Source organism: Dyella flava (genome assembly GCF_016904955.1).
In the GTDB taxonomy this organism is placed as follows: domain Bacteria; phylum Pseudomonadota; class Gammaproteobacteria; order Xanthomonadales; family Rhodanobacteraceae; genus Dyella_B; species Dyella_B flava.
This window is the reverse complement of sequence record NZ_JADIKE010000027.1, coordinates 160,469-172,813: the sequence shown is the minus strand read 5'-3', so window position 1 is coordinate 172,813 and position 12,345 is coordinate 160,469. Positions and strand designations below refer to the sequence as shown.

The window sequence follows — 12,345 nt, the reverse complement described above, 5'->3', positions numbered from 1 at the left end:
TCACGGTGGGCGGCAGTGCGCAACTGGTGGCCGGTAACGACCTCATCAGCCAGGGTGCACAGCTCGGCGCGGGCGACCAGCTTGCATTGTCAGCCGGTCACGACATCACCCTCAACGCCGTCACCGATCAGCGCACCCAGGCCACCATGGGTTATGCCGGCAAAACCCTGGTCAGCACGGGGCAATACGACGAAACGTTGCACGGCACGAGCATTGATGCGTTCAACGGCGTGGCGATCACTGCAGGTAACAACCTCACTAGTGTGGCCGGTGCGATCACCAGTGCCAACGGCGACGCCGTACTGATGGCCGGCCACGACATCAACCTCATGGCGGGGCAGGAAACCCACAGCACCTCGCGCAACACGGTGACCGCCAAGAGCGGTTTCCTCAGCAGCAGCAAAACCATTACGCAGGATACGAGCAGCGACACCGACGCCGTGGGCACGTACCTCGGTGGCAACAACCTCAGCGTGGCCGCCGGCAACGACCTCCATGCACAAGCCGCCTATCTCAACGCCGGCAACGCGTTGACCCTGGCTGCCGGCCACGACATCCACCTCACCGACGCGCAGGACGTGCATAGCGAAGCGCACGAGACACAAACCAAAAGCTTCAGTTTTTTCAGCACCAGCAGCAAACGCTTTGGTTCCGTGGACCCGGAATGGCGCAGTCACAGCAGCAGCACCCAGATCACCCAAAGCACCAGCGTCGGCAGCGTGCTGAGTGGTGACAGCGTCACCGTCGCCGCCGGCCACGACCTGGCCGCCACCAACGCGCAAATCGTTGGCACCGACAACGTGCTGCTGGCCGCCGGTAACAACCTCACCCTCAACGCCGGCCAGAACACCTACGACTACCAACAAGCCGACGGCAGCAGCCACTCTGGCCTGATGAACAACGGTGGCTTGAGCGTACTGATCGGCAGCCGCAGCACCAAGGACACCACCACCGTGCACGACGTGAGCTACAACGGCAGCACGGTGGGCAGCGTGAACGGAAGCGTGACACTCAGCGCCGGCAACGACGTGCACATCACCGGCAGCGATGTGCTGAGCAATACCGCCACCACCATCGTCGGCAAGCAGGTCACCATCGATGCCGCCGTGGGCACGACCGATATCACGCAGACGCAGAAGGTGAGTCAGGGCGGCATCAACTTCGGTATCGGCGGCACCGCCGCTAATGTCGCCAACAGCGTCTACTACAGCGCGCAACGCGGCAGCCAAGTGCATGACGATCGCCTCAAGGCGCTCTACGCCGCACAAGCTGCGCAAACCTTGTTCTCGTCCGGCGCCGGCCAAGGCATGGGCCTCAATCCTGGTCAGACCGGCGCCGACGCCATTGCCAACGCCGCCCAAGGCAAAGCCGGCATCGACTTCAAGATCGGCATCGGTGGCAGCAGTGCATCCAGCACCACCACCAGCCATGACGACACCACCTACGGCAGCACCGTCCGCAGCAACGGCAACGTCACCATCGCCGCCACCGGGGGTGATCTCGACATCATCGGCAGCCAGATCAGTGGCGACAACGTGGCACTCGCTGCGGCCAACAACCTCAACATGCTCAGCCAACAAGAAACACACACGCTTCAAAGCAACAACCAAAACACCAGCGCGGGCGTCGGCGTGCTGTTCGGCACCAGCGGCTTCGGCATCTATGCCCAAGCGGCCGCGGGCCGAGGCAACGCCCATGGCAACGGCGTCACCCATACCGACAGCACCATCAACGCCGATGGCACCCTCACGCTGATCAGCGGCAACGACACCACCATCAAGGGCGCCCAGCTCGCCGGCAATCAGGTCATTGCCAGCATTGGCAACAACCTGCTGATTCAAAGCGAACAGGACACCGACGACTACGCCAGCAAGCAATGGCAAGCCAGCGGGCAGGTAGTGATCGGTTACGGTGGCATGAGCAGTGGCGGCGGCCTGAGTTACAACCAAAGCAAGGTCAACAGCCATTACGCCAGCGTCACGGATGTCAGTGGCATCCAGGCCGGCGATGACGGCTTCGATATCACCGTGGGCGGCAATACCCACCTCATCGGCGGCGTCATCGCTAGCAGTGCCGATCCCGGCAACAACGTACTTAACACCGGCAGCCTCACCTACGAGAGCATTCACAACGACGCCAACTACAGCGCCAGCAGCGTTGGCTTTGGGGGTGGCTACAGCTCCGGTGGCGGTGGGTATGGCGGTAGTGGCTTCAGTGGTGCGCCGAACCCAGGTATTACGCAGAAGGAAAGCAGCAGCAGCGATACCCACGCAGGGATTGCGCAAGGCACGATCATTGTGCGCGACAACCCGAACCAGGATCTTAGCGGACTCAATCGGAATCCAACGCTCGACAACCAGGCACTCGCACCGATCTTCGATGCGCAGAAGGTGCAAGAGAAACTGGAAATGGGCCAGGTCGCAGGGCAGGTGGGCATGACAGCGGCCGGCGACCTCGCCAGCTACATGGCCAATCATGCGACGACACCGGAACAGCGGGCATCGTGGAGCGACGGCGGTACTAATAAAGCCTTGCTGCATGGCCTTGTTGGTGCGGCGACGGCGGCACTTGGCGGTGGTGATGCGCTGCAGGGCGCGCTGGGTGCGGTCGCAAGCGAAGCGGCCAGTGGTGCCATGCAGCGCTACCTCGATGACAACAAAATAACCGATCCAGTCCAGCGCAATGCGTTGATGCAATTGGCGAGCATGGCCATTGGTGATGTCGTGGGTGGCGGTACAGGTGCCTCCACAGCACTACAGGGGGATGTATACAACCGACAGTTGCATCCAGACGAAATTACTCTTGCCAAGAAATTAGAAGGCGAAAGTGGAGGTCTTTACACGCAAGAGCAGATCGAAGATGCGCTGCGGATCAGTGGAAACAATACGCTCAAAGAAGATGCTTTCAATGGCTTTCTAATTGATTCGAACGATGCATCCGGGATCTATGATACGAGCGCCAGATGGATCCTTGAGAAGAGCCCGGACGGGAAGCAGATTTTTCTTATGCAGCAACTATCAACACAGATCAGTCCGGACTTGGCTAACTTCATTTCGTCGAGTACTGGTGGTGCCAGCTCGCCCTATTCGTGGACTAATGAGCAACTGGGTATGCGCACACCTAAAGAACCCTACATTCCTTATCTTGCTGCAATTCCAGACTATATTTCGGTAAGTGGTGGTGGACTTGGTTTGGGTGGCTCTATTGCGCTAAATGTACACACGGGGCAGGTTTATGCCGGTGGATCAGGGAATACACCCGTATTGCCCGGAGCCAGTTTTGCGGCAGGCTGGCTCCCGAGCAATCTCGGTGAGTCATCCGCGACCAGTGCTGGAAACACTAGGGACTTTCTGACAGGGGCAAGTTTCAATACGTCGCTGTGCGCGATCCTGTGTGCGGGCGCTAACCATGCTTACGGTGGCGATACGGCTATTGAACTCGGCGGCGGGATTAAAGTCCCTGCAAAGGGTGGGGCAATCTCGACTGGGGTAATGGCTCCCATTTTTAGCCTTCCGTTCACCAGCGGCGACAAAGGCGAAAAATAAAGTATGAAACATCGGTTTCTAACTTGCTTTGTTGTGGTGTGGGCTTCATTGATGGCATACAAGATCTTCAACCCCGCTGCGAGCGACGGAAAGAAGTTCTTTCAGAACTTGCGCGAACAAAAAGTTCGATACGTTGAATTGACGCCTAAATCCGGCATTTCACCAATTGGTAGATCTATCAGGATCAATAGTTGCGATGAATTAAATAGGTTTTTGGCGATATGGAATGGTGCCGATACGTTTATTGCCAATCATCCTAAAGATGTTTGGTCGGTTAGAGTGAGGCTTTACGCCGATAAGGGGGTCTATTCCGGAGTCCTTCGGGTGACGACTAATCAAGGAGTCATGTTTGATTTTGACGGAAGCCCAACAGGATGGCCTGTTATTTCGGAATATCAGCTCAGGAGGTCGTCACCTGCCCAAATCGAAGCTGTATTGCAAAGCCTGGAGGGTTCTTTAGATAAAGCGAAAGAGTGTCAAAGGTAGTTAACTTCGCTTGCGGAAGTGGCTTCGGTGGCGTACTGAATTTAGGTGTTCCACAGAAGGGAAGCAGCAACAGCGATACCAACGCATGGATTGCGCAAGGCACGATCATTGTGCGTGGTAACCCGAGCCAGGACCTCAGCGGTCTCGACAGTAATCCGACGCTCGACAATCAGGCGCTCGCACCGATCTTCGATGCGCAGAAGGTGCAAGAGAAACTCGAAATGGGCCAAGTCGCAGGGCAAGTGGGCATGACTGCTGCGGGTGATCTTGCGACCAAGATGGGCTGGGCTGAAGGCAGTACGGAACGCACGATACTGCATGGTGTGGTCGGTGCGGGCATCGCGGCACTTGGTGGTGGCGATGCACTGCAAGGCGCACTCGGCGCGTCTGCCAATCAGCTGGTGATTCAGAAGATGGCCGAATACCTGGAAAGCCTGGGTTACACACCGGGTACGCCGGAGTTTGCGACCATGCTGAAGCTTGCCAGCACAGCCGTGGGTGCGGCGGTGGGTGGTGGCACGGGAGCGGCGACGGCGTTGGATGGAACGACGTACAACTATTTGAACCACCCGCAACGAGATCAGAAGGCGCAAGAGCTCGCTGCGTGCAAGGATCAGCAGTGTATCGACAGCACTAATGCCAAGTGGGACAAGGTCAGCGCCGACCAAAATTTAGCAATGGGTAAATGGGCCGTAGCTACTGGGTCGCTACCATCATCGCTCGTAAATCAACTGCATGACACTGATCCGTCGAGTCCGACGTATGTGACGTTGCTCAATCAAGCCATAAATCTGATGGGTGGTCCACTCAACGCGCCGACGATTCAATTGATCAACGAGACTGACGGATCGGGACTACCTGTAATGGCGGCACCTCAACCATACAAATATCCTGAAAATGAAATTTATAACTTGCCGCCTCCGGATTATGTTTCAGTTGGTGGTAATGGATTGGGGGCCGCCGGTTCATTTTCAATGAACTTGCATGATGGCCAGACGTATGGGTCATTTGGTGGAAGTGTTCCCGTTACACCTGGCGCTGGTTTTATGTTTGGATGGATTATGAATCGTGGTTCAAATGTGCTTGATCCTGGGAGAGATACAAATAACTTCCTAGGTGGTGGGAGTATCTCCGGTGCAGGTTGCTATTTACTTTGCGTTGGTCTTAATCACTCATTCGGTGGAGCAACTGCGATTGAAATCGGATGGGGTCTGGGGGTGAGAGATAAAGTCTCTGGCAGCGGAGGAACAGGATTTACGGCTCCCATTCCAGGCACAGGACCGAATTTGCAGCAATGATTATGAAAACTTCAAAGCGAAAGATCTCAATAATCTTAAAATTTTGCCTGATAGGGATCTGGTGTGGGGGGTTGTCTTATGCTCTCTACATCAATCCATCAGTAACCGTAACGCAATCAAAATTGCGAGAAATGCAGCAGCAGGCTTCTATTTTGCTTCAAAATGGTGGGCAGGTCGTGTACAGGGATGATTTGGCAAAGTATGGGGTTGCATCGTTATTGCGAGGAATATCGTTTGTATCGCTATCAGATGCCGCATACACGAAAGATATCGATGGTTTGGTCGCTAATGGATGGGCTTCCAAGGGTAATGGCGCATATTGTAAAGATGGAGTTCTGCTTCGTTTCGATAGAAGGCCTGTTAGCTTTCAAGGTGGCGAAGTAATCAAACTTGATATGGATTACAGTGCTAGGTCAATTCATTACTGTGGTATTTAGCTCACAAAAAAATGACGGCGACTATTGATGTTGGTAGAAGGCAAAAGGTATGGGCGGGGATTTGTGTAATCTTCGGGATCGGGGCGTTCTTACTGATGAGAGTGCCCGGGTCGAGCCTTACTGCATTTGGATTTTTTGAATACGCGTGGGTTTTCTATACCAAGCCCTTGTCAAATGTTTCTCTGTCTGAGATATGTCGCTCAGTCAGGTGCGGGGATGAGGGGGGTTTGACGCTAATAACTGTGCTGTTTTTTGCTACCTTTCTTATTGTGTGTGGCATTGCCTATCAGTTTAAGCAGTGATCTATCGCTGTTTCGATACAAGGGGCGACTTTCGTAAACGTGGGCGAATACACAGTTCTAATTGGTGTTCTGCTGATTCCAGGGTAAGCATCCAGAGTTATAAAGGTGTGAAATGATTCGGGTGACACTGGGCGATTTGGCATATTGGGATGGCACGGTTGCGTTTTCTGAGAAAACCATATCTCGTGTCAAAGACGCCTTAAAAAGACCATCGGGGAATCCTAGCTATCGGCCACAATTTGTTTTTGGACTAGTTAAGGATTACTACCACCTTATCCTACAGCGCTACTCGCGTGGTGACTGCGGATTCCGGTGCAACTGATCACAGATTCCGGCAATGACTGAACAGGCCGCCGATAGTGACCCCTGCGCAAACATCACATCGTTTGCCAGCAACGGTGCAGGCGATCTAATGTTTGGTTCGTCAGAATGTGCTGCCGGCATTGGTTTTCCAAACAGATCGTTCTGAACGGTCCGTAGTCATGTCACTCATCGGCTGAGACAAACGCTCGCTATGCTCCAACAAAGAGGCCATTCGGTTGGAAATATCATGAAACATTCTTGAAAAAAAGCGGGTCAGTTTCACCTCCTTGATAAAGGGGGCAACTCATCAATTGCATGAGTTCGCTTCATTTGGATGGAAGTGATTATGAATAAAATTCCATGGTCGTTGCTCGAAACGATCATTGAGCCTCATTACCCGAAGGCAGGCCGCCGATGCCGCTGGGCACGATGCTGCAGCATCCAGATCTGGCGATAGCCAGAAGTACTTTTCATAGTCCTTGATGCCGACTAAGCGCGGAGTTTTGGTCACTCCTATTTTTGGCGGATGACCAATTTTTCCTCTTGCTGTTCGTTGAACACGGCGCAAAGGCGTTGTGCGCACGCCTCTTCCTGCGCGGTGATGCGGATTTCTAGAGACGAATATGGATCTCGAAATACCGCTCAAAACACTTGCAATTATCGTAACGTTACGATAAAATGCTCTTATCGACAGGAGGACTCCCATGGTTGACCCGCGCGATCCCGGCACCATCGCTATGACTTTTCCGCTGCGCCCACGGCGCGGGCGGCCACCAACCGGCAAGGCAAAGTCGGCTGCGGAGCGCATGCGCGCTTATCGCAGTCGGCATGTCACGGTAAATACGGAAGTGCTGCGCACGGTGGTGACGCAGTGCGAGCAGATCAGGCAGCTGATGGATGCCAATCAGTCGCTGCGCCAGGAGCTGGATGTGCTCTATGCGGAAATGGCGCGCCTGAAGGTGATGCTCTCCACCGATCCGGCTTGAAGGGATAGGCGGGTCGCACTTCGAATACTTCGGGCGAGGATGGCTGCGCCAGATGGCCAGCCATCAATGCATCAGGTTTTTGAAGGCCGGATATAAACGAGCCGCCTTGGCGGCGGCTCGGTCGGGCATCGGTCATCCATGTTGAGGAGGGGCCCCTCCTCGGCGCCTGACTTCCCGGCAGCGCTTTTATCGCATATTGCAGGCGTAATGTCTTATCTCGCCGTGCGTGTATGCGTGTTTTCTTTCAGGGTCGTGCAGGGGGGGCGATGAGGGACTCACGGCTGCTTCACGTATCCTGGATACATGCCTAGTACATCAGTATTGGGCAGTCAGCCCATAGTGAAACGGACAACAGTCGCTTAGATCGACATGCTTGATCAGCTCGAAGCCAGCTTCGGCCAGCCACGCCGCACAATCGTCCGGCGTTGGGCGGATCGCCATCGACGGGCCGCGTGGCGTGGATATGTCGCAACGCCAATGCATGATCGAAATAGACCCTTCGGACGCAAGTGCGTGATGTGCTTTGCGCAGCAAGGGCACCGGATCTTCCATGTGTAACAGGTTGTACACCATGACATGTGCCTGGCTGCCTGGCGGAACACCAAGATTGCCGGCGACAAAGTCATGTTCTTGTAGGTGGATATTGGATAAGCCAAGCGCCTTGGCCTTCGTGCGAACATTCGCGATCATCGCCGGGTCAATATCGAGTGCGGTGATGATGCCGGCGGTATGGCGAGCGGCGGCCAGCGTGAAGGTGCCGAAGCCGCTGCCCAATTCCACGGCATCACCATGAGGTCCAGGCCATAGTTTGGCCAGCGCGGCTTCTGCATCAAAAAAAGTCGCCCATAGCGCCTCGTCGGGCATTCCACTTTCCCGGCATTTCAAAAGATGCCACTCCCGTCTGTTTGGGACGGAAAACTGTGCGATAGGGCTGCACAACCGTCAAGTCTGGAACGGCTCTTGCCGCAATCGCGGAATAGGTCAGGGGCTGAGGTTTCCCCACGTTTTTGCTCACCGACACCAACGGAACCTGGGAGCCGTCCAAGTCATCCGCGACTTTTCAAATCGCCTCACCGTTGTCCCGGCGAAGGCCGGGATCTAGCGCCTTTGTTACATCCACGTCACCAGGCCCCGGCCTTCGCCGGGGCGACGGGCAAAAATGCGGGGATTCAGGGTCGGGGGCGATTCGCCATGTCGCCATTCGGAAGCGGAATCAGTAGCGGCTCAGCGGTAACGGTCAAAAAAGAAGAGCCAAGGGTTTCCTCCTTGGCTCTTTTGTATGTTGCATGGGGGCACTCAAGCAGCGGCGCACCGCGTAACAACCCGATCTATGCAACCGGGTTTGCTATGCAATCAAACCGATTGTTCGGCGCGCTGCGCCTTGCGCAATGGCGAGCGTGCGAATTCCCACGCCTTGAAGCCACGCAGTGCGAGTCCTGCAATGGCAGGCAACAACCGTGGCTGCATCAAATCGGGATCGAACGCGCTCATGCGTCGCGCGTTTTCGCGATAGCAATCTTCCACGAAACCGCCGAACGAGAAGCCGTCGAGAAACAGGTTGGCCTGGGTGACGGCGAAGTCCTTGCCGTCATTCGGTTCCTGCCCGCGCTTGACCATGCCCATCAGGCGTCCGCCGGCGCGCATATAGAACCGTGTCGATTTGATCGCACGACGGATCGAGCCCAGGCCGCGCTGCCTTTCGCGCCAGGCCATGTAGTTGATGAAGAAAACGATGTGGCGGGTTTCTTCAAACATCAGCGTGTCGAAGATGTCGAACAGGCTGGCCGGGAGAAATTCCGATTGCCGAGCCGACTTGAAGGCGCCGAAGCCGAGGAACGCATCAAGGCATTCGCCGAAACCAAAATCAATGAACGCGGTTTCCAGATCGTCGGGGAACGCTTCCATCGGCTGGGCCGTGGCGTCGATACCGTAGCGTTCGATCATCACCCGGATCAAATCCGCGTGCCGCCTTTCCTCAAAACCTTGCAGGGCGATGGCTTCACGGACGACGGGATCGGTGACGTGTGGCGTGAACGCATCGACGATGGCGCCGGCCCTGCGCTCGGTGTGATACACCTCCTGCCAGAACGGTACGCCGCGCAAGCGCTCAAGATCGGCATCGCTCAACTCCGGCCACGGTAGTGTTTCCGGGTTGTAGTCCTGGTAAGTGTCCATGAACTGTTTGCAAAAGAGCGCCTTGTGCGCCTCTGAGCCTGCTTTGATTTTCGTTGTCATGAAGACCTATCTCGTTGGGGCTGCAGTGAGGTTGTTGTCAAAGCCGCACGCGGATGTCCGAGCGAAGCGCTCAGCGCGCCTGCGCGTTCGCGTTGTTCTTACGATGGCTGGGGTAACCATTCCCGGCGATGCCGGGCAGGGAACATGCGGCGATATCCGTTGACTATTTATCCAGATAATCCGGAATTATGCCTCAGCAGCTCAGGTGAATGCTCCGGAATCTTCGTGACTAGCTTGTTTTGTTTCATTTTTCTATGAAATTTTCACATTGAAATCAAATAATTGAGCTGTCGTGTCAGGTGGCTGCAAGCTTGCCGCTCCGAAAAGTGACATGATTGGCGAGCATGTGTTCGAGCTGCAAAGCAGCTCAAGAACATGCAGATGCGTTAGAGCACGTCCTGCTGCATGGATGCGCCGGGACGATCCCCTTATTGCACGGGAGAATCTATGTACACCCGCATCAAACCCACGAAGACCGTATATCCATGCCGGTATCGTTCGCACACAACCACGCCAGATGCTGATGATGCGCAAGGCGGCGTGTGGATGACTTGGGAAGGCATCGAACGCGAGCATTTCAACCCGCACGGTTCACTCGTGGCTGATTTTTCAAAACCCATCGAAGTAGATGCTTCGCAGGTGAAGAATCATCGCTATGAGCCACATGTATGTGTGGCGAGTGATTAATTAGCGACGCACGTTATTCCCCTTTCCCCTGTAGGACAGGGGGCTGGGGTCAAGTTATTCTCCCTCTCCCCTTTGGGGAGAGGGTTGGGGTGAGGGGGCATGGCTTGCCTTAACCCTCATAAGAGCCATGCTTCGATTTTTCATAATGGCCGGTGCCCGCCACGCGACACCAGCCATTACGCGCGCGCAACTGCCTTACGCAAACTCGCGTTGCTCGAAATACGCCGGTCGGTCGATATCAGCAATCAATCCAGCTCGCTGCGGTTCCCACCCAAGTAGTTCACGGGTGCGGTGACTCGAAGCGGGCACGTCGATGCCGGCGAAATGCGCAAACCAGCCGAAATGCTCGGCAGCTTCCTCGCGCGTCTTGCTGACCACCGGTACTTTCAGTTGCCGCCCGATTACGTTTGCGATGTCTCGAAATGGCACACCTTCATCGGCAACCGCGTGATAGCGCGCGCCTGCAGAACCTTTTTCAAGCACCAGGCGATAGAGATGTGCCGCATCGAATCGATGCACGCCGGGCCAGCGGTTGAGCCCGTCGCCGATATAGGCGGAAGCGCCCTTTTCGCGCGCCATGTCGATCAGCCGCGGAACGAAGCCGTGGTCACCATCGCCATGCACGGAAGGCGCAAGCCGTACGACCGACGCGTGCACGCCATGCGGTACCATGGCAAGCGCCGTTTGCTCCGAAACGCGGGGTATTGCGCTGTTTGCGGGTGGGGCGGTGTCTTCGGTGGCGAGTTGGCCCGAGGCAAGCACGCCAGTTCCTGACGTGACGATAAGCGGACGGTCCGAGCCACGCAGCACGGCGCCAAGCGCTTCGATAGCGTGTTTGTCGATCTCGCAATTGGCGGCGAATTTCGAGAAGTCGTGGATAAAGGCGGTGTGAATCACCCCATCCGATTTGGCGGCGCCGCCGCGCAGGCTTTCCAGGTCTTCGAGGTCGCCGCGATGGACCTCGGCGCCCGCCTCGGCAAGCGCCTTGGCACCTTTGTCCGAGCGGGCAAGGCCAAGCACTTTGTGCCCAGCGGCAAGCAGTTCTGCGACCACGGCAGAGCCGACAAATCCTGTCGCGCCAGTAACAAAAACACGCATGGTGAAATCCTCCGGGTTTGGTCGTAGGCTACTCTCGGCTTACGACTTATCCGGGTAAAGTAGTGACTTTATACGGGTATAACGACTAACAGGATCCGCATGCCAGTTACTCGTGACAACTCGCTTGGAGCCTACCTGAAGGACCGCCGCACGAAACTTGATCCAGCGGCCTTGGGTTTTTCCACGACGCGCCGAAGAACGCCAGGCCTGCGGCGGGAAGAAGTCGCTCAGCGCGCCAACGTCAGCGCGACCTGGTACACGTGGCTTGAACAAGGGCGAGGCGGTGCACCTTCCGCCGACGTGCTCGATCGCATCGCGCGTGCTTTGATGCTGACAGACGTCGAACGCGAACACATTTTCCTGCTTGGCCTGGGGCGTCCGCCCGAAGTGCGTTACCGCGCACCCGAAGGAGTAACGCCTCGCTTGCAACGCGTGCTCGATGCATTCGCCATCAGTCCGGCCATTGTGAAAACGTCCACCTGGGACATCGTCGCGTGGAACCGTGCTGCTACAGCGGTGCTTGGTGACTATGCGGCGCTTCCAGTCGAGCGGCGGAATGTACTTCGTTTGATATTCGGCGACGCTCGCGTGCGAGAGCATCAAGTGGATTGGGAAAGCGTTGCGCGATTTGTCGTCGCGGCGTTTCGGGCCGATGCGGCGCGGGCGGGTGCGTCAAGCGAAGTGGAGGCACTTGTCGATGAGCTGAGCCGGACCAGCCCCGAATTCGCGGCCATGTGGCGTGATCACGATGTCCGTTCGTATGGAGAAGGCACCAAGCATCTGCGACATTCAGCGCTTGGCTTGATCTCTCTGGAATATTCGGCTTTTGCGGTGGACGGACGCCCCGATCTCGGCATGGTGGTCTACAACCCGGCCTCGCCGGAGGATGCGGACAAAGTGCGTTTGCTGATCGAGTCGAAGGCGTCCAGCGAGGTTGCCCATCAGCCATAGCGTGCCGCGTTGGCGCG

The 12,345-nt window shown here is 56.3% G+C and carries 11 protein-coding genes; 7 read left to right on the top strand and 4 right to left on the bottom strand.

Annotated features, from left to right (window positions below):
- From ISP19_RS04195 to ISP19_RS04180, 4 genes are all read left to right on the top strand, one after another.
- A partial coding sequence (locus ISP19_RS04195) for a hemagglutinin repeat-containing protein (protein WP_204680085.1) occupies positions 1–3,545 on the top strand: 3,545 nt, incomplete at its 5' end.
- A 51-nt stretch (positions 3,546–3,596) separates the two neighbouring features.
- Positions 3,597–4,031, top strand: coding sequence for a hypothetical protein (locus ISP19_RS04190; protein WP_204680084.1), 435 nt, complete (start codon positions 3,597–3,599; stop codon positions 4,029–4,031).
- Complete coding sequence (locus ISP19_RS04185) at positions 4,019–5,329, top strand: hypothetical protein (protein WP_204680083.1); 1,311 nt, start codon at positions 4,019–4,021, stop codon at positions 5,327–5,329. The genes ISP19_RS04190 and ISP19_RS04185 overlap by 13 nt, the downstream gene beginning before the upstream one ends.
- A 2-nt stretch (positions 5,330–5,331) precedes the next feature.
- Positions 5,332–5,766: a hypothetical protein gene (locus ISP19_RS04180; RefSeq protein WP_204680082.1), complete on the top strand. Its 435-nt coding sequence runs from the start codon at positions 5,332–5,334 to the stop codon at positions 5,764–5,766.
- Between the two features lie 912 nt (positions 5,767–6,678).
- Here ISP19_RS04180 and ISP19_RS04170 read toward each other — a convergent pair.
- Positions 6,679–6,954 carry a hypothetical protein gene (locus ISP19_RS04170; protein WP_204680080.1) on the bottom strand — a complete coding sequence of 92 codons (276 nt, stop codon included), beginning with the start codon at positions 6,952–6,954 and terminating at the stop codon, positions 6,679–6,681.
- Between the two features lie 121 nt (positions 6,955–7,075).
- Between ISP19_RS04170 and ISP19_RS04165 the strand changes: the two genes are divergently transcribed.
- A complete protein-coding gene (locus tag ISP19_RS04165; protein ID WP_204680079.1) occupies positions 7,076–7,357 on the top strand; it encodes a hypothetical protein in 282 nt (93 codons plus the stop codon).
- A 315-nt stretch (positions 7,358–7,672) separates the two neighbouring features.
- Here ISP19_RS04165 and ISP19_RS04160 read toward each other — a convergent pair whose 3' ends face one another.
- Positions 7,673–8,221, bottom strand: coding sequence for a class I SAM-dependent methyltransferase (locus tag ISP19_RS04160; RefSeq protein WP_239556485.1), 549 nt, complete (start codon positions 8,219–8,221; stop codon positions 7,673–7,675).
- A 489-nt stretch (positions 8,222–8,710) separates the two neighbouring features.
- Entirely contained in the window at positions 8,711–9,532 is an 822-nt protein-coding gene (locus ISP19_RS04155) for a ferritin-like domain-containing protein (RefSeq protein ID WP_204680077.1), read from the bottom strand.
- Positions 9,533–10,039: 507 nt separating this feature from the next.
- Between ISP19_RS04155 and ISP19_RS04150 the strand changes: the two genes are divergently transcribed.
- Positions 10,040–10,279 (top strand): hypothetical protein, encoded by a 240-nt coding sequence (locus tag ISP19_RS04150; protein WP_204680076.1) that lies wholly within the window; start codon positions 10,040–10,042, stop codon positions 10,277–10,279.
- Positions 10,280–10,474: 195 nt separating this feature from the next.
- On the opposite strand, the gene ISP19_RS04145 is transcribed toward ISP19_RS04150, so the two are convergent.
- Entirely contained in the window at positions 10,475–11,377 is a 903-nt protein-coding gene (locus ISP19_RS04145) for an SDR family oxidoreductase (RefSeq protein WP_204680075.1), read from the bottom strand.
- 99 nt (positions 11,378–11,476) lie between these two features.
- Here ISP19_RS04145 and ISP19_RS04140 point away from each other — a divergent pair, with 99 nt between their 5' ends.
- The gene (locus ISP19_RS04140) at positions 11,477–12,328 is read left to right on the top strand and encodes a helix-turn-helix transcriptional regulator (RefSeq protein WP_204680074.1); all 852 of its coding nucleotides are present in this window, start codon (positions 11,477–11,479) and stop codon (positions 12,326–12,328) included.
- Positions 12,329–12,345: the final 17 nt, after the last annotated feature.

Bases quoted from the DNA above. Each gene is read 5' to 3' on its own strand.
- ISP19_RS04155 (WP_204680077.1), bottom strand. From the start codon at position 9,532: ATGGACACTTACCAGGACTACAACCCGGAAACACTACCGTGGCCGGAG.
- ISP19_RS04145 (WP_204680075.1), bottom strand. From the start codon at position 11,377: ATGCGTGTTTTTGTTACTGGCGCGACAGGATTTGTCGGCTCTGCCGTG.
- ISP19_RS04180 (WP_204680082.1), top strand. From the start codon at position 5,332: ATGAAAACTTCAAAGCGAAAGATCTCAATAATCTTAAAATTTTGCCTG.
- ISP19_RS04140 (WP_204680074.1), top strand. From the start codon at position 11,477: ATGCCAGTTACTCGTGACAACTCGCTTGGAGCCTACCTGAAGGACCGC.
- ISP19_RS04160 (WP_239556485.1), bottom strand. From the start codon at position 8,221: ATGCCCGACGAGGCGCTATGGGCGACTTTTTTTGATGCAGAAGCCGCG.
- ISP19_RS04150 (WP_204680076.1), top strand. From the start codon at position 10,040: ATGTACACCCGCATCAAACCCACGAAGACCGTATATCCATGCCGGTAT.
- ISP19_RS04165 (WP_204680079.1), top strand. From the start codon at position 7,076: ATGGTTGACCCGCGCGATCCCGGCACCATCGCTATGACTTTTCCGCTG.
- ISP19_RS04190 (WP_204680084.1), top strand. From the start codon at position 3,597: ATGGCATACAAGATCTTCAACCCCGCTGCGAGCGACGGAAAGAAGTTC.